Annotated in this window: 24 protein-coding genes; 2 read left to right on the forward strand and 22 right to left on the reverse strand. The window is 52.7% G+C overall.

The genetic code is table 11. From position 1 onward, the window contains the following. Positions 1-164 precede the first annotated feature (164 nt). Complete coding sequence (locus tag OCH80_RS03750) at positions 165-1,391, reverse strand: O-acetylhomoserine aminocarboxypropyltransferase/cysteine synthase family protein (protein ID WP_404538089.1); 1,227 nt, start codon at positions 1,389-1,391, stop codon at positions 165-167. Between the two features lie 608 nt (positions 1,392-1,999). Continuing rightward, positions 2,000-2,263, reverse strand: coding sequence for a bacteriocin immunity protein (locus OCH80_RS03755; protein WP_154546822.1), 264 nt, complete (start codon positions 2,261-2,263; stop codon positions 2,000-2,002). Positions 2,264-2,600: 337 nt separating this feature from the next. Between OCH80_RS03755 and OCH80_RS03760 the strand changes: the two genes are divergently transcribed. Continuing rightward, the gene (locus tag OCH80_RS03760; RefSeq protein WP_404537969.1) at positions 2,601-2,999 is read left to right on the forward strand and encodes a hypothetical protein; all 399 of its coding nucleotides are present in this window, start codon (positions 2,601-2,603) and stop codon (positions 2,997-2,999) included. Between the two features lie 57 nt (positions 3,000-3,056). Here OCH80_RS03760 and OCH80_RS03765 read toward each other — a convergent pair whose 3' ends face one another. The 15 genes from OCH80_RS03765 to pth form a co-directional block, all read right to left on the reverse strand. Then, on the reverse strand, positions 3,057-3,479 hold the full coding sequence (locus OCH80_RS03765) for a hypothetical protein (protein WP_404537970.1): 423 nt from the start codon (positions 3,477-3,479) through the stop codon (positions 3,057-3,059). A gap of 90 nt (positions 3,480-3,569) precedes the next feature. Continuing rightward, positions 3,570-3,896: a hypothetical protein gene (locus OCH80_RS03770; protein ID WP_404537972.1), complete on the reverse strand. Its 327-nt coding sequence runs from the start codon at positions 3,894-3,896 to the stop codon at positions 3,570-3,572. A gap of 23 nt (positions 3,897-3,919) precedes the next feature. Further along, positions 3,920-4,147 carry a hypothetical protein gene (locus tag OCH80_RS03775; protein WP_404537973.1) on the reverse strand — a complete coding sequence of 76 codons (228 nt, stop codon included), beginning with the start codon at positions 4,145-4,147 and terminating at the stop codon, positions 3,920-3,922. Between the two features lie 197 nt (positions 4,148-4,344). Beyond that, positions 4,345-5,868: a lysine--tRNA ligase gene (gene lysS / locus OCH80_RS03780; RefSeq protein ID WP_154546817.1), complete on the reverse strand. Its 1,524-nt coding sequence runs from the start codon at positions 5,866-5,868 to the stop codon at positions 4,345-4,347. A gap of 20 nt (positions 5,869-5,888) precedes the next feature. Beyond that, on the reverse strand, positions 5,889-6,911 hold the full coding sequence (dusB, locus tag OCH80_RS03785) for a tRNA dihydrouridine synthase DusB (protein WP_195837360.1): 1,023 nt from the start codon (positions 6,909-6,911) through the stop codon (positions 5,889-5,891). A 112-nt stretch (positions 6,912-7,023) separates the two neighbouring features. After that, on the reverse strand, positions 7,024-8,310 hold the full coding sequence (gene pepT / locus OCH80_RS03790; protein WP_404537976.1) for a peptidase T: 1,287 nt from the start codon (positions 8,308-8,310) through the stop codon (positions 7,024-7,026). A 9-nt stretch (positions 8,311-8,319) separates the two neighbouring features. Then, positions 8,320-9,948 carry a peptide ABC transporter substrate-binding protein gene (locus OCH80_RS03795; protein WP_404537978.1) on the reverse strand — a complete coding sequence of 543 codons (1,629 nt, stop codon included), beginning with the start codon at positions 9,946-9,948 and terminating at the stop codon, positions 8,320-8,322. Between the two features lie 470 nt (positions 9,949-10,418). Then, a complete protein-coding gene (gene hslO, locus OCH80_RS03800; RefSeq protein WP_302188162.1) occupies positions 10,419-11,297 on the reverse strand; it encodes an Hsp33 family molecular chaperone HslO in 879 nt (292 codons plus the stop codon). A 60-nt stretch (positions 11,298-11,357) separates the two neighbouring features. Next, the gene (ftsH, locus tag OCH80_RS03805; RefSeq protein WP_404537980.1) at positions 11,358-13,604 is read right to left on the reverse strand and encodes an ATP-dependent zinc metalloprotease FtsH; all 2,247 of its coding nucleotides are present in this window, start codon (positions 13,602-13,604) and stop codon (positions 11,358-11,360) included. Positions 13,605-13,680: 76 nt separating this feature from the next. Beyond that, on the reverse strand, positions 13,681-15,009 hold the full coding sequence (gene tilS / locus OCH80_RS03810; RefSeq protein WP_404537982.1) for a tRNA lysidine(34) synthetase TilS: 1,329 nt from the start codon (positions 15,007-15,009) through the stop codon (positions 13,681-13,683). Positions 15,010-15,074: 65 nt separating this feature from the next. After that, entirely contained in the window at positions 15,075-15,437 is a 363-nt protein-coding gene (locus OCH80_RS03815) for a S1 RNA-binding domain-containing protein (RefSeq protein ID WP_404537984.1), read from the reverse strand. Continuing rightward, positions 15,434-15,817 (reverse strand): septum formation initiator family protein, encoded by a 384-nt coding sequence (locus OCH80_RS03820; RefSeq protein WP_404537986.1) that lies wholly within the window; start codon positions 15,815-15,817, stop codon positions 15,434-15,436. Before OCH80_RS03820 ends, OCH80_RS03815 begins: the two co-directional genes overlap by 4 nt. A 97-nt stretch (positions 15,818-15,914) precedes the next feature. After that, positions 15,915-16,157: an RNA-binding S4 domain-containing protein gene (locus OCH80_RS03825; RefSeq protein WP_154546809.1), complete on the reverse strand. Its 243-nt coding sequence runs from the start codon at positions 16,155-16,157 to the stop codon at positions 15,915-15,917. Between the two features lie 38 nt (positions 16,158-16,195). Continuing rightward, positions 16,196-19,708 (reverse strand): transcription-repair coupling factor, encoded by a 3,513-nt coding sequence (gene mfd / locus OCH80_RS03830; protein ID WP_404537988.1) that lies wholly within the window; start codon positions 19,706-19,708, stop codon positions 16,196-16,198. 19 nt (positions 19,709-19,727) lie between these two features. Continuing rightward, on the reverse strand, positions 19,728-20,285 hold the full coding sequence (pth, locus tag OCH80_RS03835) for an aminoacyl-tRNA hydrolase (RefSeq protein ID WP_404537990.1): 558 nt from the start codon (positions 20,283-20,285) through the stop codon (positions 19,728-19,730). A 176-nt stretch (positions 20,286-20,461) separates the two neighbouring features. On the opposite strand from pth, the gene cbpA reads away from it, so the two are divergent. Beyond that, the gene (gene cbpA, locus OCH80_RS03840) at positions 20,462-21,172 is read left to right on the forward strand and encodes a cyclic di-AMP binding protein CbpA (RefSeq protein ID WP_154546806.1); all 711 of its coding nucleotides are present in this window, start codon (positions 20,462-20,464) and stop codon (positions 21,170-21,172) included. An 87-nt stretch (positions 21,173-21,259) separates the two neighbouring features. Here cbpA and alr read toward each other — a convergent pair whose 3' ends face one another. The 5 genes from alr to OCH80_RS03865 all read right to left on the reverse strand — a co-directional run bounded on the left by alr (position 21,260) and on the right by OCH80_RS03865 (position 26,087). Further along, positions 21,260-22,390, reverse strand: coding sequence for an alanine racemase (gene alr / locus OCH80_RS03845; RefSeq protein ID WP_404537993.1), 1,131 nt, complete (start codon positions 22,388-22,390; stop codon positions 21,260-21,262). A 6-nt stretch (positions 22,391-22,396) separates the two neighbouring features. Continuing rightward, entirely contained in the window at positions 22,397-22,750 is a 354-nt protein-coding gene (gene acpS / locus OCH80_RS03850) for a holo-ACP synthase (protein ID WP_206987813.1), read from the reverse strand. 104 nt (positions 22,751-22,854) lie between these two features. After that, on the reverse strand, positions 22,855-24,330 hold the full coding sequence (locus OCH80_RS03855) for a DEAD/DEAH box helicase (RefSeq protein ID WP_404537995.1): 1,476 nt from the start codon (positions 24,328-24,330) through the stop codon (positions 22,855-22,857). 9 nt (positions 24,331-24,339) lie between these two features. Continuing rightward, positions 24,340-25,707 (reverse strand): UDP-N-acetylmuramoyl-tripeptide--D-alanyl-D-alanine ligase, encoded by a 1,368-nt coding sequence (gene murF / locus OCH80_RS03860; protein WP_404537997.1) that lies wholly within the window; start codon positions 25,705-25,707, stop codon positions 24,340-24,342. A gap of 128 nt (positions 25,708-25,835) precedes the next feature. Then, positions 25,836-26,087: a type B 50S ribosomal protein L31 gene (locus OCH80_RS03865; RefSeq protein WP_154546801.1), complete on the reverse strand. Its 252-nt coding sequence runs from the start codon at positions 26,085-26,087 to the stop codon at positions 25,836-25,838. Positions 26,088-26,196: the final 109 nt, after the last annotated feature.

A 26,196-nucleotide genomic window follows, 5' to 3' on the forward strand; every position in this document is an offset into this window, starting at 1 on the left:
CAAGCCTTTGGGGGGATTTTTTTGCCATTTTTCCACTTATCCACCAAAAAACAGGCACCTCTCACGAGATGCCTGTCTGCAGGTTTTGAAAAAATGGATTATTGTGTGTTTTGCTGTGTGTAATGTGTTATTTACTGTGTATTTGCTTATGAATGATCTTGCTGCTAGTCAAGCTTGTCCAGGGCTTGAGTCAAGTCAGCAATCAAGTCGTTGACGTTTTCAACGCCGATGGAGATTCTGATCAGGTCCGGAGTGATCCCAACGCTGACCAGTTCTTCCGCGTTCAGCTGCGCGTGCGTGGTTGAGGCTGGCTGAATGATCAATGACTTCGCGTCGGCCACGTTGGCCAGAAGAGAGAACAGCTTCAAGTTGGAAATCAGTTCCTTGCCGGCTTCAACGCCGCCCTTCAAGCCGAAGGTAAAGATTGACCCGACCCCCTTTGGGAAGTCGCGTTCAGCCAAAGCGTGGTCCGGACTGTCCTTAAGACCTGGGTAGCGAACCCAGGCAACCTTTGGATGGTCGTTCAAGAATTCAGCGATCTTCTGTGCATTGTAGACATGGCGTTCTACGCGCAAAGACAAGCTTTCAAGGCCCTGCAAAAGCAAGAAGGAGTTGAATGGACTAAGAGTGGCCCCAGTGTCGCGCAAAACCGTTGCCCGGATCTTGGTCGTAAAGGCTTGGCCGCCCAAGTCACCCCAAGTCACGCCCTTGTATGACGGGTCTGGGTTGACGAAGTTCGGGTAGCGGCCGGAAGCCTTGTAGTCGAACTTGCCGCTTTCAACGACCACCCCGCCCATCGTCGTGCCGTGGCCGCCAAAGAACTTGGTAGCTGAGTGCACGACTACGTCCGCGCCGTGTTCAAACGGCCGGTAGAGGTATGGGGTAGCGAAGGTGTTGTCGATAATCAAAATAATCCCATGTTTGTGGGCGATTTCAGCCACAGCATCGATATCGATCAAGTTGGCGTTCGGGTTGCCGATGGTTTCCGCGTACAAGGCCTTAGTGTGTTCGTTGATTTCCTTTTCAAAGTTTTCCGGATCGGATGGGTCAACGAAGTGGGTTTTAATGCCCAATGGCGGCAAGCTTTGTGCAAACAAGTCGTAAGTCCCGCCATAGATGGTTGAGGCAGCCACGATTTCGTCGCCGACGCCCGCGATGTTCAAAATCGCTGCCGTAATTGCTGCCGCGCCAGTTGCCAGAGCAACGCCGCCAGTCCCGCCTTCCAAGGCGGCAACTCTGTCTTCAAAGACAGCCGTAGTTGGGTTGGTCAAGCGGGTGTAGATGTTGCCCGCATCAGTCAAAGCGAAGCGTCCAGCCGCTTGGTCCGCGTCCTCAAAGACGTAGGAAGTGGTTTGGTAGATTGGCACTGCCCGGGCGCCAGTCTCGTCGATCGGTTACCCAGCGTGGACTTGGAGAGTTTCAAATGATAAACCTTCGTTGTTAATTGGAGCCTTGCTCATGATAAATACCTCGTTAATATTTTCTAGTCATAATGACAAATTAAATTTTGGTTATTGCTGCTTTTTCACTTATGAGTCATAAAATATTAACGACACATAGCTGTGCTGCCAATTGACGCGCCCCGCCAGAAAATCAACCAGCGCTTCGTTTGATGATATCGATTCCTGTTCATGCTTGTTTCCTTTCAAATAAAAAAACGCCAAACCATTTGCAATGGTTCAGCGGCTTGCGCGATCAGTCTAATACAGTTAGCGATATTAGGATGGTGAACCATTGCTGGTATTTGAATGTACGCTAAGAGGCATGCAGCACATCATCATGTTGCATGGCATGGTCATCATCATTTGCATGGCGTTAGTCTTCTTAGTTGCAAATACCATCGTAGTTCTCCTTTCCTTTCATCAAATCTTAATTTGGCTTTAAGTATAATTCTTTTCGCCAAGATGTCAAATCCTTTTTGGCCAAAAAAATCTAAAAAAAGAAAAGCAGCCGCAACTGGCCAAAAACGGTCGCTGCAACCGAAGAATTCTTCATTTTATTAATTTTCGTATTTAGTCAGTTCTGCCTGCAGGTCTTTGACTGACTTAGGCAATTGGCTTTGCGGATAGTTGGCACGAATGTTTACCGTCAAGTTGGCAGCCACGCCAGCTACTGGCTCATTCATCGCGATTCGCTTGGCGGCCATCCGGAGCAGGTTTCCCAGAGCTGGAATCCTGCCAACGGCTGGATCAGCCAGGACTTCATCCAGCAAGGCCTTGAAGCGCTCATTTTCTTTTGAAAGTTTCTTTTTGTGGAAAAGCATTTTTTCCTCCTTATCATCAACTTTGATTTTAATGCCAAGTCTGCCGCTTGTTAAGATTGCAAAGAACGTGCTGAATGAAAAGCAACTTTTCCCGGGAAATATTGCCAGTAAGTTCCAGCAATTTCTTCTTTTTACAAAATATATCGTTTTTTTGTGCTTTTTCTTGCTCTTTTTTTCCGGCTTCTTGCTAAAATTAAGAAGAAGCTTGATTTGGTTAGGAAAGCAAACAGGGAAAGAGAAAAGTTAAAGTTGAAAAAAGCGTATCCATTCCCCCAGTTTTGAACTATAATTTATCTCAAATGATAGATAATTTTATAGAAAGATTGAGTGAATTACTATGGAACACGCACAACAAGGCAATGGCAAGGCCATTAAATATGCCATCAACGCATTTGTGATTATTGCAATCTGTTGGATGAGCTTATTCAACTTTTTGGGCATGGCCATCGGCGGAAATTTCTACCTGAGCATGCCTGAACTTGAAGAAGAAATTCTGGCAAGCATTATCTACTTCAGTTGGATTTTTGGCCCAGTCTATGCCATTTTCCGTTTCACCCCTTGGTACAAGGGGCGCGCCGCGCAAGTGATGACCGCGATTGCCATCGTGGTAGCCATCCCTGCTGGCTTTTTGGCTGGCTATACTACCGGCTGGATCGCTTTCGCCTTTATTATGCCAGTCCTCTTCGCTGCAGCTCTGATCTATGATGAGCTGCAACGGGAGCACGGAAAGTATTAATTTTTTAGAAGAAATTGGATGCAAATAAAAGGACGGTCGCCTGACCGTCCTTTTGTTTTAGCGGACATTGTAAGTTTTTTCATAATCATCAACCGAACTGCGGATCGTCACTGACCACGTGTCAAAAAAATTGGTCTTGCTGAGAGAAACCGTGTAGTAGTACGGCAAGTTGGCATCCCGCTCGCTTTTAATGGAGCCAGCGTTCTTAAGGAGCTTATAGTTGCGCTTGCGGCAACTGGGAGTCGTAAATTTAGCCGTAAAAGTTGGCACCAGCTTCCAACCCGCGGTCGTCTGCACCGGCTCCACGAATTTGGCCTGGAAGCCGTGCTTGGGCAGGCTCTTTTGCAAAATAGCCGCCGCGCTCTTGTTTTCAACCTGGACATACACATCATATACCGCATTAGCCACGCACAAAATCAAAATCAGTGATACCAAAAAAGTGCAGACCACGTGCAGAATGGATTTCTTCTGAGATGCCATAGATCTATCTTTCTTTTATTAATGCTTTTGCTTGGAACATGACTATCAGTTTTATGATATCACGATTTCCTGAGCAGTGATTAGCACTGCCTATTTGGGCAAATGTTTCTGGTAAAAATCACGCTCGCTTTCTGAAAGCTGCAGGAGTGCCAAAGCCTGGTCTAAGCTGATGTGAAAAGCATCCATCATTTTTGGCACAGAATCCATGCGGCTATTAAACTCGCCAGACCGCTCCTGCACCGTTGCTTCGTCAAGCCGGGCTTTGTAAAAGGCACGGTCTGATTCAGGAATATGCAAGATATCCATTGCCTGGTCAGGTGAAATCCGCAAAGATGCCATCAAATTCTTGATGTCCTCCAGTTTGGCCTGTTGCTTGCCGCGAAACTCGGCACTGCTTATCTGTTCTTCGAGATTCATCTGCTCACCTCCAGCAGTTCCGGCTAGGCCTTTCTTGAAAGCTCAGACTTGTAGCCTGCACGGTCTGATTCAGGGATATCCAGAATGTCCATTGCCTGGTCAGCCGTAATTTTGAGAGCTGACATTACTTTCTGAATAGCAGACAACGTGCTTTTTCTTTGGCCAAGTCTTTCGCCCTCTTTTCGGCCGAGTTTTTCGCCTTCTTTTCGGCCAATGTATCTTGCGTCATCCATTTTCATCTTTAAGTCCATGTTTGTGCGCCTCCATGCCTAAGCCAAAATCCTCAGAATATTTTCTATTTCGTGCCGCTGCTAATTAAAATGATCATGCAGATTGCAATAACCACGGCCATGATAATCAACGAAACAATCATTTTTTCACCCCGTTTGCTAAATCTCGTGCTATCAAAAAGAGCTTCCCGCCGGGAAGCTCTTTTAACTTGCCTGGACTACTTGTCCAGCTTAATGTTCTTTTCTTCGTCAACGATCTTTTCCGGACGCATGGTTGGGAACAGCAGGACGTCGCGGATTGATGGCGCGTCAGTCAGCAGCATGACCAAACGGTCAATCCCGATGCCCAGACCACCCGTAGGCGGCATGCCGTATTCCATCGCCCGCAGGTAGTCTTCGTCAATGATGTCAGCTTCATCGTTGCCGGCATCGCGTTCAGCCATTTGAGCTTCAAAACGTTGGCGCTGGTCCAATGGGTCGTTCAATTCTGAGAAGGCGTTGCCGTATTCGTTGCCCAGAATGAAGACTTCGAAACGGTCAGTGAAGCGTGGGTCATCAGCATTCTTCTTAGCCAATGGTGAAACTTCAACTGGGTGCCCGTAAACGAAGGTTGGGTCAACGATGCTCTTTTCACCAAATTCTTCAAAGAAGGCGTTGATGATGTGGCCAACTTGCCAGTATGGCTCAACTTCAACATGGTGTTCAGCCGCCACGTTTCTAGCTTGTTCCAGAGTCATTGGCTTCCAGAAGTCAACGCCAGTCAATTCCTTAATCAAGTCAACCATGTGCACGCGGCGGAATGGCTTGCCCAAGTCGATGTCAGTGCCTTGGTAGTTGATCTTGCCGTCTGGTGAAACGACCTTGGCTGCGGCCCGGATGATGCCTTCAGTTTCGTCCATGACGTCGTGGAAGTCGAAGTAGGCTGCGTAAGTTTCAAGTTCAGTAAATTCAGGGTTGTGCTTCAAGTCCATCCCTTCGTTTCTGAAGACGCGGCCGATTTCGTAAACGCGTTCCATGTCACCAACGATCAACCGCTTCAAAGGCAATTCCAAAGCGATCCGCATGTACAAGTCGATGTCCAAAGCGTTGTGGTGGGTCACAAATGGACGGGCTTCCGCGCCGCCTGGAATGTTGTGCAAAACTGGAGTTTCAACTTCCAGGAAGTCATGGGCGTTCAAGTAGTCACGGATGGCTTGAATGATCTTGGTCCGGTTGACGAAGCGTTCGTAGCTCTTGCGGTTGGTCATCAAGTCCAGGTAGCGTTGACGGTAGATTGATTCAACGTCCTTCAAGCCGTGGTACTTGTCTGGAAGCGGACGCAGGGCCTTGGACAGGAAGGTCACGTGCTGGGCGCGCACTGACAGCTCGCCAGAATCAGTCTTGAAGACTTCACCTTCAATGCCCAGGAAGTCGCCCAAGTCAGCCTTCTTGAAAATTTGGTAGTTGTCTTCGCCAACAATGTCCTTGCGAACGTAGATCTGGATCTTGCCAGAACGGTCGTAAAGATCGGCGAAGCCTACCTTGCCCTTGCCACGCTTAGCCATCATCCGACCTGCAACCTTGGTCTTAGGCATATCAGCGTTCAGTTCGTCTTTATCAAAAGAACCGTACTTTTCATCCAAATCGCGAGCAAGCGCTTCACGGTCATACTTGCGACCAAATGGTTCAATCCCCATTTCCTTCAGTTCTTCGAGCTTTTGACGACGAACAAGCAATTGGTCGTTAACTTCATTCTTTGCCAACTTGTTTTCCTCCATTTACATTAAATTTCGCCGGCTGCGCGGGCAGCCTTTTGTCTTTCGCGCTTTTCATAGCTTTCCACGAATTCATCAAGCAGATCGCAGACTTCCTGGCGCGTCCAAACTTCATTTATTTTAGCACGAGTCCGGGCTGAACGGGGAATTCCCTTCAAATAATATGCGGCTTGTTGCCGGAATTCTGGAACCGCCCGCTTTTCGCCGTGCAGCTGGATCAAGCCGTCCAGCTGATGCTTGGCCGTTTCTACCTTTTCGCGCACCGTCTGCTCTGGCAATTTCTCGCCAGTTGCCAGATAGTGGGTCATGTCCTTGATCATCCAAGGATTGCCCAAAGCAGCCCGGCCAACCATGACGGCCGTGCAGCCAATTTCATCCAGGGCCTGCTTGGCCAGTTCTGGACTGGTGATATCCCCATTGGCCACAAATGGCACGTCAAGGACTTGCGCGACTTCATGCAGGGTTTCCCAGTCGGCTTCGCCCTGGTACATCTGCTTGCGCGTACGCCCGTGCATGGCAATCATGGAAGCACCGGCCTCTTGCGCGGCCAAAGCGTTTTCCACAGCGAAGATGTGCTTGCGGTCCCAGCCAATCCGCATTTTGACCGTTACCGGCTTTTCCACGTTCTGGACAACAGTGTGCACCATTTGGTAGATCTTGTTGGCGTCAAGCAGCCACTTGGAGCCGGCATCAGTCTTAGTGACTTTTGGCACCGGACAGCCCATATTGATGTCGATGATGTCAGCATCAGTGTGCTGGTCGATGTACTGTGCTGCCTGCAGCAGCGTCTCTTCAGTGCCGCCGAAGATCTGGATGCTCATTGGATGTTCATTTGGATCGACATCCAGCATGCTCAGGGTTTTCTTGTTGCCGTAAATGATCCCATGGTCGGAAATCATTTCGCACACAACCATCCCCGCCCCGAACTCCTTGCAGACTTTTCTAAAAGCCATGTTGGAGACCCCGGCCATGGGAGCGACCACGACCCGGTTAGGGATTTCGATCTCACGAATCTTCCAAGTATTGTCCATTGCCATCTTCTTCCTTTCAAATGCTACAACTTTATATCATAGCAAGAAAGGCCGCAAAAAACAAACCGTAAGCCCGGCAAAAGAGCATCCCCCAAAAAGAGGATGCTCTAGTCTACCAGTATTTTTTCAGTGGCCGCTCATCGCGCCCGGTCTGGCTCTGGTGGGCATGTTCAGCCGCGATCGTCACCAGGACCTCGGTCAATTTGTCCATCTGCTCAACCGTCACGTACTCATAGCGGCCGTGGTAGTTGCCGCCGCCATTGAAGAGGTTGGGGGTCGGAATTCCCTTTTTAGTGATGAAGTTCCCGTCGGTTCCCCCTCTAAAGGTCTGCACATTTGGCGCCAGGCCAGCTTTTTTATAGCTGTCTAAGGCCAAGTTGACCACGTATGGCCGGTCCTTGACGCCGTTGTAGATGTTCTCATATTGCCGGCGCAGGTCCAGCTGGAAACGGTCTGGCCCGTATTTTTCCCCTAAGGAAGCGACGAGCTTTTTAACCAGATCTTCCTTAGCCAAAAACTTGTCCCAGTCAAAGTCGCGGATGATCAAGCCGACATGGGCTGAATCGACACTGCCCTGGGCGTCCGTGACCATGATGAAACCCTCGTGGCCCCGGGACTTTTCCGGCACCTGGTCTTGGGGCAAGGCCGCCAAAAATTCCGTCATGATCGTCGTGGCGTTGACCAGCAGCCCGTAAGCTTCACCCGGGTGGACTACGGTTCCCTTGATCGTCAAATCAGCGGCTGAGGCATTGAAGGTCTCGTATTCAAAGTCTCCTGGCCGGCCATTGTCCAAGGTATAGGCAAACTCCACTCCCGGAAAATCAGCTGGGTCAAAGCGCTGGCCGCCCAGGCCGATTTCTTCATCCGGGCCAAAAGCCACATAGAGGTCGCCGTGTGCTATTTCTGGATGCTCGTGCAGGTATTTCAAGGCAGCCAGCAGGCTGACCACCCCCGCCTTGTCATCAGTCCCCAGGACGGTCTTCCCGTCGCTGCTGATCAGGGTCTGCCCCTTTAAGGTCAGCAGGTCAGGAAATTCTTCCGGGTCCAGGAAAATGCCGTTTGCCTCGTCCAGGGCTAGCTTTTGTCCCTGGTAGTTCCGGTGGACTTGGGGGCGGATGGGGAAGCGGTCGTCAAATTCAACCGTGTCCACATGGGCGAAAAAGCCGATTGGGGCAACGCCTGCCGTATTAGCGGCCAGGTGGCCGATCGCGAAGGCAGTTTTTTCATTGTAATAAGAGTCAAGGCCATAGCCTTTGACCTGGTCAGCCAGTTCCTTCATCATCTTGACCTGATTAGGCGTGGTCGGAACCTGGTCCTTGTTGGCGTATTTGGACTGGGTGTCTTCCTTGGCGTAGTGGATGAAGTTTTTTTCTAAAAAATCAAGGTTGGAAAAAGCCATGCCTGCCTCCTATTTCTTGATGTAAACAAGCTTGAAGTCGTAAGGGATGCCCAGCGGGTTGTAGGACACGTTCTTGACGTAGCTTTGCACCAGCTGCGGCTTGGCCGTCTGGATCAGCGGGATAGTCCCCTGTTCATTCATCAACAGCTTTTCAGCTGCCACCAGCCGCTTCCAGCGCTGAACCGGCTTGTTGCCATAGACGTTTTCGGCTTCATTGAGCAGCTGGTCGTACTTGCTACTGGCAAAGCCACTGGTGTTGTAGCTGGAGTCCTTTTCAAAAACATCCAGGAAGTTGATCGGGTCACCTAAGATAGCCTGCCAGTTCTTGATGGTCAACTGGTAGTTGCCGGCGCTTTGCCGGGAGATCAGGGTCGTGTATGGCAGAGTCGTTACGGTGATCTTCACCCCTGGCAGTTCGCCCAGCTTGCTTTGGAGGAATTCACCCACCTGCTTGGCGGAGTCAGTGTCGCTGACCGTCAGGTTGAGGTTAAGGGACTTGATGCCCAGTTCCTTGTAGCCCTTGGCCAGGTACTTCTTGGCTTCCTTCAGGTTGTAGCTGACTGCTTCCTTGACATAGGCTTCCTTGTAAAAAGCTTCCCCGGTCGTCGGGTTGTTCCCCATGCCGGATGGGACAAAGCCCTTGGCCGCCACTGACCCGTCGCTCAAGACCTTGGCCAGGCTCTCTCTGTCGATAGCCAAGGACAGGGCACGGCGGATGTTGAAGTTGTTAAAGGCCTTGACCTTCTTGCGGTTCAATTCCAGGCGCTGGATAGCGGAAGCCGGCCGGTCGTAGAAGGTGGACTTGCCCTTGTTGGCCTTGACTTGTTCCCCGGTCAGGTAAGTTTCATCCAGCTTGCCAGCCTGGTAAAGGTTGTAGGCAGTTGAAGAAGTTTCGCTGATGGTTTCGTTGACCTTGTCCAGCTTCACGTTCTTCTTGTCCCAGTAGTTTTGGTTCTTAACCAGGGTAAACTGCTTGTTGGACCCGGTCCACTTGGTCAGCTTGAAAGGACCGGAGGAAATGGTGTACTTGGCCGCCGTCCCGTACTTGCTGCCAGCTTTTTCAATAAACTGCTGGTTTTCCGGGAAGAAAAGCGGGAAGGCCAGCAGGAGCTTAAAGTAAGAAACCGGCCGGACCAGCTTGATCTGCAGCTTGTTTTTGCTCAAGGCCTTGACGCCCAGGCTGCTGACAGGCTTCTTGCCGGCATTGATGGCTTCGGCGTTTACGATCTGGTAGAGGTAGAAGGCCATGGAAGACTTGGTCTTCGGGTTCAAGGTTCTTCGGTAGGAGTAGACAAAGTCATTGGCCGTGATCGCCTGGCCGTTGGACCACTTGGCGCCTCGCAAGACAAAAGTATAGGTCTTGCCCCCGTCAGTAACCTTGGCGCTCTTGGCCAGGGCCAGCTGGGGCTTTTGCTTTTTGTCCAGGCGGTAGAGCCCTTCCTGGGTGTTCAAAAGAGCTTGGAAAGAAGTCGAGTCCGTCGTCAGCGACGGGTCCTGAGTGGAAAGCTGGGCACTTTCGCTCCAGTTGAGCACCTGCTTGGCTGCAGGCTGCGAGCTCTTTTGCTGGCCGCAGGCGGCTAGCAGCAAGGTGGAAGTGGCCAAAAGACTGGCCGCGGCAATTTTCTTCTTTAAAATCATGATTTCCTCCATTACAAATTCAAACAACTCACGTGCCGCTTAAAAAGAAAAGCGCCCCTGAGATCAACTCTCAGGGACGCCTATAGCGTGTTACCACCCATCATTCAAAGCACAAATGCTTCCTCAACAGATGCTCTGCCAGAAAAAAGGACGCCTCTTGGCCCAGAGGCCAAGGGACGTCTTCGCGCGTTACCACCCTTTGTTCAGCCCTGCCTCACGGCCAGGGCCCTTAAAGTCTTCCAGTCAGAAGATCTAAACGCGCTAACGGGCGTTAAGCGGACCCGGCTTATCTGCGACTCGCCGGAATCATGCCAACACAAGACCATCTTCGCCAGCTGCCGCCTCCTGTTTCTCAGCACCAACAGTTCTCTGTAGAGGCTTTCCCTGACTACTCATCTTCTTAAGCTTTTATTAATTTAACTATAATAAAGCATAAAGGAGCTTTGCCCGTTCGTCAAGCTTCCGCGAAATTATTTTTGCTTCTTAGCCAGAATTTCCTGCAGCTCAGCTTCGCTGAACTGGTACTTGTCTCCGCAGAAGTTGCAGACCAATTCAGCTCCATGGTCTTCATTGATCATCTCGCTCAATTCGCTGGCCTTCAGAGTTTCCAGCATCTTGGCGTACTTTTCCTTGGAACAGTCGCATTCGTACTTGACCGGGTCCTTTTCCAGGATCTTGCAGTCATCGCCCAAGATCTTCTTAGCCAGGTCTTCTGGGGTCATCCCGCCCAAAAAGGCTTCAGACAAAGGCGGCAGAGCCTTGATTCTCTCTTCGGTCTTCTGCAAGAGCTCGTCAGTTGCCCCCGGCAGGGCCTGGAGCAAGAAGCCGCTGGCTTCACCAATCGTGTTGTTGGGGTTGACGAAAACCGACAGACCAACGGCTGAAGGAATCTGTTCAGACTTGGCCAGGTAATAGGTCAAGTCTTCCGCGATTTCCCCGGAAACGATTTGGACTTCCCCAGTGTAAGGCTGCTTAAGGCCCAGATCCTTGGTCACCTGCAGCCAGCCTTGGCCAACGGCCTTCTTAACGTCAATGTGGCCATCGGCTCTGGCTGGAAGGGCAATATGATTGTTTTGCACGAAGCCCTTAACCGTCAAGTCAGACTTGGCCGTCACGACCGTGGCGCCAACTGGCCCGTTGCCCAAAAGGCGGACCGTCAATTCCTGCTGGTCCTTCAGTTCCGCCCCGGCCAGCAGCAGGCCGCCCAACAGGGTCCGGCCCAAAACGGCTGAAGAGGCAGACCAGGTGTCATGGCGCTGCTGGGCTTCAGCTACCAGGTCCTTCCCGTTAATGACCAGCAAGCGCAAGTTCTTGCTGGCGTCGATTGCTTTGATTAAGTAGTCATTCATTTTATTTATTCCTTATCTAGAAAAATAGAGCCGCGTTGACGGCTCTATTGCATCTTTATCTTATTGTTCGTCCTTGTCTGAATCATCCTGCTGGTCAGCAGCTTCATCGTGACTAGGAGCTTCATCGTGCTTGACGGCTTCAGCAGCCTTCTTCAAGTCTTCTTCGCTCGGCGTTGCCAATTCATGTGGCTTGTCAGCTGCTGGCTTGGCTGCCTCATCCTGGCTTTCAGCCTGCAAAGTGGCTTCCGTTTCCGGAGTTTCAGCAGTTTCAGCTGGCGTAGTCAAAGCTTGGGCTTCTTCACGCTTGCCTTCTTCTGCCTTTTCCTCGGCCTTCTCTTCAGCCCGCTTTTGCGCGGCTTCCTTGGCTTCTTCGTAGCTCAAGGCCTTGGCTTCTGAAGGGAATTCGTCGCTGCCGTCTTCAGGCATCTTGCCCGTCTTGTACAAAGAGTTGATCTGCTTTTCATCCAGCGTCTCGTACTTCAGCAGGGCTTCAGCAATGATGCGGTGCTTTTCCCGGTTGTTCTGCACGATCTCAACCGCCTTGGCGTGAGCTTCGTCCAAAATCTTCTTGACGGCTTCATCGATCTTGGCGGCAGTGGCTTCACTGTATGGCTTAAAGCCGTAAGGAGTGCCTTCGCCTTCCTTTTCCAGCTCAACCATCCCAAGCTCGTCAGTCATCCCGTAGTTGACTACCATGCTGTGGGCAATGGCAGTTGCCTGTTCAAAGTCGTTTGAGGCCCCAGTCGACTGGTCGCCGACTACGACTTCTTCACCAGCACGGCCGCCCATCAGACCAACGATTTGTTCAAACAATTGCTTCTTGGTCAAAATGAACTGGTCATCCTTAGGCAACATGATGTTGTAGCCGCCTGCCCGACCACGAGGCACGATCGTAACCTTGCGAACCGTTCTGGAGTCGCTCAGAACCAAGCCACAGATTGAGTGGCCGGCTTCGTGGAAGGCCACGCGCTCGCGCTCCTTCTGGGAGATCATCCGGTCCTTCTTGGCTGGACCGGCAATTACCCGGTCTTCGGCTTCGTCAATGTCGGCCGCGGTGATCTTGGTCCCGTTGCGGCGGGCTGCCACCAGCGCGGCTTCGTTCAGGACGTTCTCCAAGTCAGCCCCGACAAAGCCAGGAGTCTGGCGGGCAACTTCCTTCAAGTCAACGTCGTCAGCCAGCGGCTTGTTCTTGGCGTGCACGCGCAGGATAGCTTCACGGCCCTTGACGTCTGGACGGCCAACCAGGACCTTCCGGTCAAAACGGCCTGGCCGGGTCAAGGCCGGGTCAAGCACGTCGGAGCGGTTGGTAGCAGCCATAACGATGACGCCTTCGTCGCCTTCAAAACCGTCCATTTCAACCAGCAGCTGGTTCAAGGTCTGCTCGCGCTCATCGTTGCCGCCGCCCTGGCCATTGCCACGCTGGCGGCCGATGGCGTCGATTTCGTCGATGAAGATGATGCTTGGCGCGTTCTTCTTGGCGTTGGTGAACAGGTCACGGACCCGGCTGGCCCCGACCCCGACGAACATTTCGACGAAGTCAGAACCAGAGATTGAGAAGAACGGCACGCCGGCTTCACCGGCTACGGCCTTGGCCAGCAAGGTCTTACCAGTACCAGGAGGCCCCTCAAGCAGGACGCCGGATGGAATTCTGGCCCCCAGCTTGGTGTATCTTGCTGGATTCTTCAGGAATTCAACGACTTCCACCAGTTCCTGCTTTTCTTCTTCTTCACCCGCGACATCGTCAAAGCGGACCTTGTTCTTCTTAGGGTCCTGCGGCTTGACGTTTGAGCGGCCGAAGTTCATGATCCCGCCGTTGCCGCCCCGGCTGCCGCCCTGGTTCATCATCATGAACATCATGACGATAAACAGGACCGTCGGAATCAGCATGACGATCGTTGAAATCCAGTTGCTTGACTGTGATTCCCCTTGAGTGCTCATCTTAGTGCTGTTTTCCTGCGCCAGGTCTTGAACCTTCTTGACGCTGGAATCATTCTCCAACATCGTGGTGGAGAAGCCAGTCACCTTTGACGTTGAGCTTCCGCCAAACCAGTCGTTGCTTGACGCCGTCTTGGTCCGGCTTTCCTTGTAGGTCCCGGTAACCGCATAGACGCCGTTTGACGGCTGGACGTTGAAGCTCTTGACCTCACCGGCTTTCAGGTCCTTGACGAATTCAGAGTAGCTGATGTTCTCAGTTGCCCCTGAAGACGACTGACCGCCGAGGAGGAAATTGATGCCCCAAAGGAGAAGCAAAAATACGACTATGTAGAATAGACCATTGCTAAATAGTCGATTCCGATTATTTTTCATAAATGACCTCCGTCAGATCGAAGAATTACTTCTCAAATTTTAACATAAACAAGGGCGATTATCTAAAATTTGCCTCTTACTTTTCGCGTCGTGGCGCAATTTTCCGCAAATAAAGACAAACGCGCCGGTCTTGGCTGCTTCTGGGCCTTTTTTGGTAGGCATATTCGACATAGGCCGGCTCATCCCCAGCAAAAATGCTGAGGCAGCTGCCGCGCAGGGCCAAGGGAATGCCGCTGGCGGCAAACTCCTTCTTGCTTTTAGCGTGGTGGCCGCTGGCCAGGAGCAATTTCTGTCCGGCGGGCAAGGACCCGTAGTGGATTTGGCCAGGCGCCAGATAAAAGCTGGCAGTCAATGTCCACTGCTCTTGGTCAAGCTGTCCCGCCGGCTCATCCGTCAACAAGTATGTCCTGTCCTGAAAGGCGAACGGCTGGTGCAAGGCCAGCTGGCGCAAAGGCTGCGGCTTTGGCCGCCGGCTGGGATAGAGCCACCAGCGCTTCTGGTAGCACTGGACGGTCAGACCGCCCTTTTCCTGCGTTTTTCCTTGTTTTAGCAACTGTATATCTAATTGTACTCTTTTATGATATTTTTTCGCGATAAAGTTGCTTAAATGCAGCCCTAAAAGTTCCGGCGGCAAGCTGTCCGCGAGCCGCCACCCCAGACCGGGAACCAATTCCGGCTCAGGCAGCCCGGCCTGCGCGCTGGCCGTCAATTGCTTCATCCCCTGCCTGAAGCGGTTGGCATTTTCCACCAGCTTGGGATTTTCCTGTTTGAGCAGGGGCAGGACATGGTGGCGCAGCCGGTTGCGCAGGGTTTCATCCGCCAGGTTGGTCTGGTCAAGCACGTAAGGAATTTGCCTTTTCTGGACATAAGCCAGCAATTCTGCTTTTTCAAAATTCAAGAGTGGCCGCAAAAGCTTGATTCCGCCGCGCTCTGAGACGGCCTGCAGGCTGTTCATTTCCTGGGGAATACCTGACCGGAGAAATTTGATCAGGATGTTTTCAATCAAGTCGTCCCCGTGGTGGGCCGTCAGCAGGTAGTCCGCGCCAATTTTCCGGGCCGTCTTTTCCAAGAAAGCATAGCGCCAGTTCCGGGCCGCGGCTTCTATTCCCTTGCCGTTTTCCGGCTGCTGGTCTTTAGGCCACTTGGCCTCAAACAGGCTGATGGCCTTTTGCTGACAGTATTCCTGGAGGACTTGGCTTTCTTGGAAGCTGTCCGCGCGCAGCTGGTGGTCCAGGTGGGCTGCGCAGATCGTGCAGCCTTCTGTTTTTGCCAGTTCAGTCAATAAATCCAGCAGGGCCATGGAATCCGGACCGCCGCTGGCAGCCACCAGCAGCTTCTTGCCTTTTAAAGGCAGCTGCTGCTGCTTGAAAAAGCTGGCCAGCTTCTTTGTTTCATCGTTTATCATCGTTGCTCGTCAATGCTTTCTACAAAAAAATGACCCATCCCTGGGTCATTTGCTAGTTTATGCTCTTATTCAGCTGCCGCCAAAACGGCTTCCAGCTGCTTGATTTCTGCCTGCGCCTTAGCGTCGACCTCATTCAGGGTCTGGGCAAACTGGCTTGGCGTCAGCTGGCTGAACTGGTTGGCCGGATCGGTCAAGTCAGGATCATTGACCCGGCGGATTGACAGGTCATAGCGGCCCTTGCGGATCTGCTGGACGACCACCCGGACTTCCTGGCCGATTTGGTAGCGCTGGCGCTCTCTAAGCCATTCCGGGCCAAAGTCATTCCGGTGAACCAAGCCGCGGTGATGCTGCGGCAGGGTCACGAAGATCCCTAAGTCGGTGATGTTGTTGATCACCCCGTCAAAGCGCTGGCCAGTTTGAATTTTCATTGCTTGTCATCACCTTGTTCGTTAACGTTGTAGACCTTTTCGTTGGCCTTGGTGTACTTGTACTTGTAGCGGATCAGCTTGGCCACGTAGTCGCTGTCCTTCAAGTCGTCACGATTTTCGCGCAATTTCTTGTTGTTGGACTTGACTTGCGCCAGACTGGTTTTGTTGGTGGCCACCTGCTGCTCAACCTTCTTGGTCCGGGCATGGGTAACCACCAGCTGAAAGCCAAGCAGGAGAAACAGCACTAAAAAGCCGGCAATAATCCGGTTGCGGCGCACCCGGTGCACCTCTTTAAACTTTCTCTGCCGTGACTTCAGCTTTCTGACCTGACTGTCAGGCCGCAGCTGCGTAATCTTCTCTGAGTTGTCGTTTCTACCCATCGTGCTGTCCTATTATCCTAAAAATACAGATCATCCTAATTATCCAAAATATCGGTAAATTTATACTTTAGTATAACAGCTTCCTGGGTAAAAGTCATCAGTCAACCAGCTCGTAAAGGTCGCTGGCTTCGGCTTTTTTCGTGGTTTCCCGGATGTCCAGGACCCGAGCCTTGACGACCCTCGTCCCATAAGCAACCGCGATGACGTCGCCAATAGCCACGTTGTAGCTGGACTTGACTGCCTTGCCGTTGACGCTGACGCGGCCTTGGTCGGCCATTTCCTTGGCGACGGTACGCCGCTTGACCAGGCGGGAAATCTTTAAAAACTTGTCAATTCGCATATTGTGCCTCTTTTCTTGCCTTTGTTATCTGATTTGCCTTATCTTTGAATTATCTTGGCCGCGGCCTGGATAAAGGTTCCCAGCTCTGAGAACATCGTCCGTCGCTTGGCCTGAGGCGGCACTTCCAGCAGGACGACCATTTTCTGGTCAGGCCGCATGCTGATCCGGGCCTTCCAGGAAACGTGCTCCAGGGCCTTGAAGATGTTCGGTCCGCTCAATTCCTTTGACGCTGACGTGGAGAAGACCACCTTGATCTTGGCTTCTTTGCGCCGCTTGTCGGTCTGCTTGATCATCGTCAGCACCTGAGCCAGGTCGCAGGCGGCCTTCAAGCCGGCCATGCTGAGCAGGTTCTCGACTGCTTCCGGGTAGTCGCCAAAGCGGTCCAGAAGCTCGTCTTCAATGTCCTGTAGCTCTTGCTCACTGGCAATGCCCTTGATCTTTTTGTAAAATTCGATTTTTTGCTCTTGGTCGGCAATATAGCTGGATGGAATATAGGCTTCCAAGCCCAGATCAAGCTCTGAATTGGACTTGACCGTCTGCTTTTGGCCCTTGCGCGCTCTAATGGCATCAGCCAGCATTTGCGAGTAGAGGTCATAGCCGACAGAGTCGATAAAGCCGTGCTGCTTGGCTCCAAGCATGTTTCCGGCCCCTCTGATCGACAAATCCCGCATGGCAATCTTGAAGCCGGCCCCTAGTTCCGTAAAGTCGCGGATGGCATCCAGACGTTTTTCGCCCACTTCCGTCAAAACCTTGTTGGGCTGGTACAAGAAGTAGGCATAGGCCAGGCGGGCGCTGCGCCCAATCCGTCCCCGGAGCTGGTAAAGCTGGCTGAGTCCGTAGCGGTCAGCGTCCTCAATAATCATCGTGTTGACGTTTGGCATGTCGATCCCGGTTTCGATGATGGTCGTCGTCACCAGGATATCGAATTCTCTTTCCAAAAAGCGGTGCAGAATGTCTTCCAGCTGTCCCTCGCTCATCTGCCCGTGGGCATAGGCGATTCTGGCTTCCGGGAGCAGGGCTTCCAGCCTGGCCACCGTTTCCTCGATGTCGCCGACCCGGTTGTGCAGGTAAAAAATCTGCCCGTCTCTTTGCATCTCCCGCTCACAGGCTTCTTTAATGGTGCCCGGCAATTGCTCAAGCACGTAAGTCTGAATAGGATAGCGGTTTTGCGGCGGCGTTTCCATGACGGACAAATCGCGTACCCCCACCATGGACATGTGCAGGGTCCGGGGAATCGGCGTCGCGGTCAGGGTCAAGACGTCAATGTTGGTCTTCAGCTGCTTGAGCTTTTCCTTATGCTTGACCCCAAAGCGCTGCTCTTCATCGATCACCAGCAGTCCCAGGTCCTTAAAGCCAACGTCCTTGGACAGGATCCGGTGGGTGCCGACGACTAAGTCAATGCTGCCGTCCTTCAGGCCCGCGATGATCTTTTTGGACTCTGCTGGCGTTTGGAAGCGCGACAAACTGGCTACTTCCACTGGGAAGCCCTGGAAGCGGTCTTTAATCGTCTCATAGTGCTGCTGGGCCAGGATCGTGGTCGGCACTAAGAAGGCCACCTGCTTGCCATCCAGAATCGCCTTAAAGGCAGCTCTGAGGGCTACTTCCGTCTTCCCGAAGCCAACGTCCCCGACTACCAGCCGGTCCATTGGCCGGGGTGATTCCATGTCCGCCTTGATCTCGCGCAGGGTCTGCAGCTGGTCAGGCGTCTCCTGGTAAGGGAAGGCATCCTCAAAGGCCCGCTGGTCAGCATTGTCTTTTGAAAAAGCAAAGCCCTGTTCGGATTCGCGCTTGGCATAAAGGTCAATCAGGTCATCCGCGATGTCTTCCACCTTGGCTTGGACCTTGCGCTTGGTCTTGGCCCATTCGCTGCCGCCCAGCTTGTTGATGTGCGGGGCCTTGCCTTCAGAAGCAACGTATTTTTGCACCAAGCCCAGCTGGTCAGCTGGAACGAAGAGCTGGTCGCCCTTTTGGTAGGTGATCGTGATGTAGTCGCGCTTCTTGCCGTCAGTCTCCAGGGTCTTGATCCCTTCAAAGCGGCCAATCCCGTGGTTGACGTGCACCACGTAGTCGCCCGGCTTAAGCTCCGTATAGTTGCGCAGGCGCTGGGCATTTTCCAGGGTCTTGATCCGCCGCTTGGGCTGGCTGGTCTTGTTGAACAGCTCCTTTTGGGTCAAATAGACCAGCTTGCGGCTTGGCAAAAGGAAGCCGCTGGGCATGGCGCCAACGATGATCTGAGCCCGCCCTTCAAGCAGATCTTCGGCCCGGCACAAGGGGTAGTGCATGTCGAAGTCGTTGAAGGTGATGCTCATCTGCTTGGCTTGCTTCTCCGTAGCGGCCTGCAGAATGACGGTCTGTCCGCCCTTTAGGTATGACGTCACTTCCGTGTGCAAAAGCGGCATTTGGCCAAAGAACTGCTGGGGCTCCCGGCTGTCCCACTCCAAGTGCTGGCCAAAGCGCAGGCGGCCCATGGACCGCTTGAACAGGCTGGCAAAAATCCGGTGGTGGCGGTCCTTCTTTAAGACTGCCCCGAAATCCAGGCGCAAGGTCTGCCTTGGCAGCAATTCCCCGCTTTCCAGCTGGCTGTTGAGATAGTCCTGGTTGGCCGCATCGATGGCTTCAACGCTGTCAGTGATCGGCTTCCAGTCATTGAAGAAGAGGAGCGCGTCCTTGGGCAGGTAGTCCAGCAGGCTGCTGGCCTTGGGGTTCAAGTAGTCCACATAGCTGGCGCGATTTTCCGGCAGCTCCCCGCTGGCCAGGGCTTCTTGCGCCAAAGTCAGCTGGGCGGACAAGTCCTTGCCAGCTTTTTCAGCCGCTGCCAGGTCTTTGGCCAGCAAGTCGCCGGCCTGCAGGATGGCCTCTGGGGAATAGACCTGATCGATTGCCGCGGAAATGGTCACTTGGTCCAAGTCCTCCTGGCTGCGCTGGCTAGCCAGGTCAAAAGTCTTGACCGTGTCCACTTCATCGCCGAAGAACTCAAGCCGGACCGGCTCTTCCCGGTCCAGCGGGTAGATATCGACGATATCCCCGCGCATGGCAAATTCCCCTGGCCGCTGGACCAGGGCTTCTTTCTTATAGCCTGACTGCCTGAGCCAGGCCGCCAGGTTGGCTAGTTCAACCTCATCTTCCGGCTGGAAAGTCCGCTTGGCCTTCTTAAAGGCGGCAGGATCCGAAAGCTTGTACTGCAAGCCCTGCGGGGTCGTGATAATGATCCCGCTCTGGCCGCTCAAGGCCAGGTTCAGCGCCTGAATCCGGCTTGAGAGCTCATCTGGCGAGCTGACGGCCGTCTGGGTGGCAATCGTTGGATCCAGGGTGAACAGCTGGACCTGTTCATCAGCAAACAGGCTGACCAGGTCGCTGTAGCGCTCCTGGGCTTTGTGTTCATTTTCTTCAACGACTAAGACCGTCCCCGGCCGCTGGGCCAGCAGGTACTGCAAAAAGAAGGCGAAAGCACCACGCTCGGCCCCCGTCAAAAGCGAGTTCTTGACCGCGGATGTTTTCGCGATGAAGTCATTGACCTGCTGGTCGTCTTTTAAGAAATCAATTAATTGCATACGCTAACAACATTTTTCCTTAATTGTACTTGTTCATCAAATATTGGGCACTCTTGCCGGCGATAAAGTCGTCAATGATCTTGGCGCTAGTCGCGAAGGCTTGATCCATTGCCTTCTGCTGGTCAGCGTCAAAGGGCGTCAGCACCCAGGAAACCACGCTCTGCTTTTGCGGGTGGCGGATCCCGATCTTGAGGCGGTTGAATTTCTCAGTCCCCAAGTCGGCGATGATGCTCTTGATCCCATTGTGGCCGCCTGACTTGCCGCCGGCCCGGATTCTGATCTTGGCAATCGGCATGTCCATGTCGTCGTGGATAATCAGAATGTCTTCTGGCGCGATCTTGAAGAATTTGGCTATTTGGGCCACGGAGCGGCCTGACTCGTTCATGTAGGTCTGCGGCTCCAGCAGAATGACGTCTTCGCCATTGATCTTCTGCTTGCTGTAAAGGCCCTCAAACTTGTCCCGGTCTAAGGTCAGCCCCTTTTCCTTCAAGTAGTGGTCTAGGGCCATGAAGCCCGTATTGTGCTTGGTGCGGTCATACTTGGCACCTGGATTGCCTAAGCCTGCGATTAATTTCATTTTTGCTTGTATCTCCTCGTAATCTGTATCTTTTCTATTCTAGCACATCCCGGCAAATTCCTTATTTTAACGCTCTCTCAGTAATCTTTAATTTAAGCTTTTAGCATGATATAATGTGAAAGTACGAAAACATTTACATCTATTAGTATTTAGACAACTTTACCGGAGGTTCTCCTATGCTGATTAAATCATTGGTGATCAAGAAAGATTATTTGACGACGGTCAACGAACACGCCACCTTGGAAGAAGCCCTGAAGGTTCTGGAAAGCTCTGGCTACCGCTGCGTGCCAATTTTGGATGACAGCGGCAAGATCTTCCGCGGCAACATCTACAAGATGCACATCTACCGCCACAAGTCCCAAGGCGGCGACATGAGCCTGCCAGTTACCTACCTGCTCAAGAACGCCACCAAGACTATCAAGATCAACGCCCCATTCTTCCAAGTCTTCTTCACGATCAAGGACTTGCCTTACATTTCCGTTTTGGATACTGACGGCAGCTTCTATGGGATCTTGACCCACGCCCGCTTGCTGGACATGCTGTCATCCGCTTGGAACGTCAAGACTGGTGCTTACGTTTTGACCGTTTTGTCAACCAACGACAGCGGCAACCTGGCCAAGATGTGCAAGATCATCGCTAAGTTCGTCAACCTGGCCGGGGCGATGACTCTGGATGCGCCAACCGGCCAATACAACGGCAAGTACGTCCGCCGCACCTTGTTCACCCTGCCGCAGGGCACTTCAGAAACCCAGATGAAGGCTATCTGCAAGAAGCTCAAGTCCAAGGACTTCCCAGTCGTGGCCGTCGAAGACCTGGCTGCCGGCATGAACATCATGAGCGAAGAAAAGCCTGGCGTCTTCTTAAACGAAGAAATCAACAAGCACTAAAAAAGCTAGCAAAACAACAAAAGTTTCAGGATCAGCTGATCCTGAAACTTTTTTCTTTGAAATTCGTTATTTTCGCAATTTTTTAGCCTACTTATTGTCGTAGACCCGAGCCAAGCGATCGTTGAACAGGCAGGCCACTTCGTAGTGGATGGTGTCCAGCCAGTCCGCGGCCTTGCGCAGGCTGTTTGGCGCTGCCGGATCCTTGGAGATCAGTTCCACCTTGGTGCCAGCCGGCATTTCTTTTGGCAAAAGCACCATGAACTGGTCCATGCAGACCCGGCCCACAATTGGGCAGTAGACGTCGCCGACCTTGACCTTGAAGCCTTGGAACTTGCGAATCCAGCCGTCAGCGTAGCCAACTGGAACCGTCCCGATCCATTCATCCCCTTCGGCGATGTGGGTTGACCCGTAGCCAACCCCATAGCCCTTGTGAATCTGCTTGACATAGGTCAGTTCACTGATAAAGGACATGGCTGGCTTGAGCTCAAAGGCAGGCTCAAGATCGGCTGAACCGGGAGCTGAAGACGGGTTCAAGCCATAGAGGCCGATCCCGAAGCGGACCAGGTCACTGTCGATGTCCTTTTCAAACAAGCTGGCCGCCGTATTGTCAACATGAATCCACTTTGGCTTGACCGTCAAGAGGCTTTGCAGGTGCTTGAAGCGCTTGACCTGGTAGTCAAAGTAGGCGTGGTCGGCGCTGTCGGCAGAAGCAAAGTGGGTAAACATCCCTTCAACGAAGAAAGCGTCATTGTCCTTCAGGTAGTCGTTGACCCGCTTGAAGTCTTCGTCTTCGCTGAAGCCGATCCGCCCCATTCCGGAGTCGATGGCCAAGTGGATCTTCAGCTGCAGCCCCTCCTTGCGCAGGACCTGTTCGGCTTCCTTAAGCCATTCCAAGCTGGAAACCGGCAGGGAAATGTCATTGGCCGCGGCTAAGGCTGCCTCAGCTGCTGGCTGCAAGCCCAAGACCAGGATTGGCTTGACGACTTGCGCCCGGCGCAATTCCAGCCCCTCATCCAGCATGGCCACGCAGAAACCGTCAGCACCGGCCTCCTCCATCACTGGCGCTAAAGCCACGGCTCCATGCCCGTAGGCGTTGGCCTTGACCACGCAAAAGAGCTTCTGGCCCGGCTTTAAATGCTTCTTGGCATTGACGGTATTCTCTCTAATCGCGGCGACATCAATGTGGAGCGCTGCTGGTCTGTTAACTGCCGTAATCATCGTTATTTATCCCTCCAGAACAACAAATGTACTGATTTCATGATTATCATGCGCGATCGTGGAAAAAATCTTCCCCGGGTAGCCCTTGACCGTGGTCACTGGGGCGCCGTTTTCATCCCACAGGGTTTCAATGTCCTGCAGGGCTACGGCCTTGCCAATTCCAGTTCCAAGCGCTTTGGCAAAAGACTCCTTGATCCCCCAGCGCCCGCCCAGATATTCAGCCTTGCGCTTGTCGCTGAGCTGCTGGTACTGGGCAAATTCAGCTGGCGTCAGGACCTTTTGGGCGAAGTCATCGCCCTTGGCCACCAGAGCCTGAAAACGGGCGATCTCGATGATGTCATTGCCGATTCCCTTGATCATTTTTCCTCCTTGTGCGCTTTCTAAATTATATATCTACAAATTTTAAATAAAAAGACCAAGTCAAAAAGCTTGGTCTTTTTATAAAATTTATCTTTATTTCAGCCTTAGCCCTTGCGGTTCCGGATCTTGAAGCCCTGCTTGCTGCCGTGGCCTGACCGGCCCTTGCGGTCAAAATTGCGGTTGCGGCGGGCGCTCTTCCCGTAGCGGCCGTGGTTGTCGCCCCGGTGGCTGCCATGGCCATTGCCGCCATGGCGGCGATTGCCACGGTATGGCAACGGCTTTTCTGGCGTAATCTTGACTTGAACGTCAGCATCATTGGCCAATTCCTTCAACAAGGCCGCGGCCAGGTCTTCTGCCGTGTAGTTCTCCAGCAGCTGCTCAGCTGCTTCAGAATACTTGGTCAAGTCGTTGGCAAGCAGCTCATCAACCTTGACTGCTGCCTGCTGCATCTGCCCTTCAAAGGCTTGCGCGGCTGTTGGCGGACGAAGCGGAGACATCTTCTTCTTGGTCAGGTCTTCGATGGTCCGCATGTAGCCGACTTCATTCGGCGTCACGAACGTCACGCTCATCCCGCTCTTGCCGGCCCGGCCGGTTCTGCCGATCCGGTGCACGTAAGAGTCAGGGTCTTGCGGAATGTCATAGTTATAGACGTGGGTCACGCCCGAAATGTCCAAGCCACGGGCCGCAACGTCGGTGGCCACCAGGATGTCCAGCTTGCCTTCCTTGAAGCGCTTGAGCACCTGCATCCGGCGGGCCTGGGTCAAGTCGCCGTGGATGCCGGCAGCGTTGTAGCCGCGGGCCAAGAGCCCCCGGGTCAATTCGTCGACCCGGCGCTTGGTCCGGCCAAAGACGACGGCCAGATCAGGATTTTCCACGTCGATCAGCCGGCACATGGTGTCGAACTTTTCGTTTTCGCGCACGCGGACGAAGTATTGGTCGATCAGGTCAGCCGTCAGTTCCTTGGCCTTGATCTTGACGATCTTCGGGTCATTCATGAACTTTTCGCCCAAGCGCTGGATTGGCTTTGGCATGGTAGCACTGAACAGCAGGGTCTGGCTGCGGTTGTCCGCGTAGGACAAAATGCTTTCGATATCTTGAATGAAGCCCATGTCCAGCATTTCGTCAGCTTCATCCAGAACGACTGTCTTGACCTGGTCCAGCTTGATCGTCTTGCGCTTCAAGTGGTCCAGCAGGCGGCCTGGAGTGCCGACCAGGATTTCCGGAACGTTCTTCAAGGCCCGGATCTGGCGGCCAATGTCTGCCCCGCCGTAAACGACCTGGACGCGGGCTTTTTCATCGCGCCCTAAGCGGAAAAGCTCTTCCTGGGTCTGGATGGCCAGTTCCCGGGTTGGCTCAATAATGATCGCCTGGATTGAATGCAGGTTCTTGTCCAGCTGCTGCAGGATCGGCAGGCCAAAAGCCGCCGTCTTCCCGGTCCCGGTCTGGGCCTGGCCAATTACGTCTTCGCCGGCCAGAGCCAAAGGGATGGTTTGGGCTTGAATTGGCGTAGCCTCTTCAAAGCCTGAGCGCTTAATCGCCTTTAACAAATCATCATTCAATCCTAATTCAGTAAATTTCAAATTGTTCTCCTATTTCAGTCTGTCGAGCACTTTTTCCAGGTGCATGCCGTGTGAGCCCTTGAGCAGGACGATATCGTTTTCGTGAATGTCGCTGCGCAGATCATCGATCAAGTGGTCCATCTCATCTTCTGGATAGTAGTGCAGGTTTTCTTCCGGGTACTTGTCTTTTACGGCTTCGTACAAGTACTTCATTTCTGATCCGAAAAGGTAAAGGACGTTGATCTTTTCCGGATCCAGGTCTTGGGCCAATTCCGCGTGCAGCTCATGGGATTTGGCGCCTAATTCCAGCATGTCGGCCAAAACGGCAATCCGCTTGCCGCCTTCCTTTGGCGCGACCTGACCGAAGCTGGCAACGACGGCCTTAACGGCCGTTGGGTTGGAATTGTAGATGTCAGACATGATATCTTCGCCGCAGTCGCCCTTTTCCCATTCCATCCGGTTGGCCGTTGGCACGAAGTGGGCCAGGCCAGCCGCGATTTCTTCATCGCTTTCGCCAAAGTGGCGGCCAACGCAGATGGCGGCCATGGCGTTAGATACGTTGTGGCGGCCGATCATTGGAATGCTGAATTCCTGGTCTGAGTCGTTGATGGTAAAAGTTGCGTGGTGCATGAAGCTGTGCATGCTGGTGGCGTGAACCGTGTCCTGGTCGCCAAAGCCAAAAGTCGCCTTGGCCTGGCTGAGCTTGCCGGCTCTTTCCACCAGCAGCGGCTCATCGCCGTTGTAGATAAACTCGCCGTCTTCCTGCAGGAAGTCGGTAATCTCCATCTTGGAGTCCGCGATCTTGTCGCGGCTGCCAAAGAATTCAATGTGGGCTTCGCCGATCATGGTAATGACGGCAACGTCTGGCCGGGCCAGCTTGCTCAGTTCGTGCAGTTGTCCTGCCCGGTCCATGCCCATTTCCAGGACCAGGATCTCCGTAATCGGCTGCATTTCCAAAATCGTCATTGGCACGCCGATTTCGTTGTTAAAGTTGGCTTGGGTCTTGTAAACGTTGAAGCGCTTGGACAAAACAGCCGCGATCATATCCTTGGTCGTTGTCTTGCCGTTGGACCCAGTGATGCCCACGACCAGGGGATTGACCTTCTGCAGGTAGTAGCGGGCTAAATCCTGCATGGCCCGCAAAGTGTCAGGCACTTCCAAAACCGCGATATTGTCCGGCTTGCCAGGGTGACCCGCCTCCCACAAAGTCGCGCTCGCCCCGGCGCTGACCGCGCTTTCGACGAAGTCGTGGCCGTCGCGCTCGCCCTTGATTGGGACGAACAGGCCACCCGCCGTAATCTTGCGCGAGTCAAAAGCGACCGAAGTGATTACCGTTCCTTCATTGCCTTCACAAGTTGTATTTAAAGCTTGGGCAATTTCTGCCAGCTGCATCTTCATTCCTAAAACTCCTTAAGTTAAGAATCTATTTACACTGTCACCTATTATACTTTGTTTGATACAAGACACTCAACACCTACAATAAAAAAAGCAACCCGGACGGGCTGCTTTTAAAGTGCAAAGAACGATTAGTTCTTCTTGTTGAAGCCGTACTTCTTGTTGAAACGTTCGATTCGACCATCTGCTGCAGCAAACTTTTGCTTGCCAGTGTAGAATGGGTGAGAATCTGATGAAACTTCAACACGAACCAGTGGGTAAGTCTCGCCTTCAAATTCGATAGTTTCTGACGGCTTCAAAGTTGAGCCGGCAACGAACTTAAAGCCAGTTGCTGAGTCCATGAAGCAAACTTCTTGATAATCTGGGTGAATACCTTGTTTCATAATTCTATAACTCCTTTGCCATAACCATTTTTCAGGCCATAGATTAATCGATTAACTCTAATATAATAACACCCTTCGCCGCAATTTACAAGGCCTTGGCGCAAAAGTG

The organism is Lactobacillus sp. 23-2, from assembly GCF_044902225.1.
GTDB classification, from domain to species: Bacteria; Bacillota; Bacilli; order Lactobacillales; family Lactobacillaceae; genus Lactobacillus; species Lactobacillus absianus.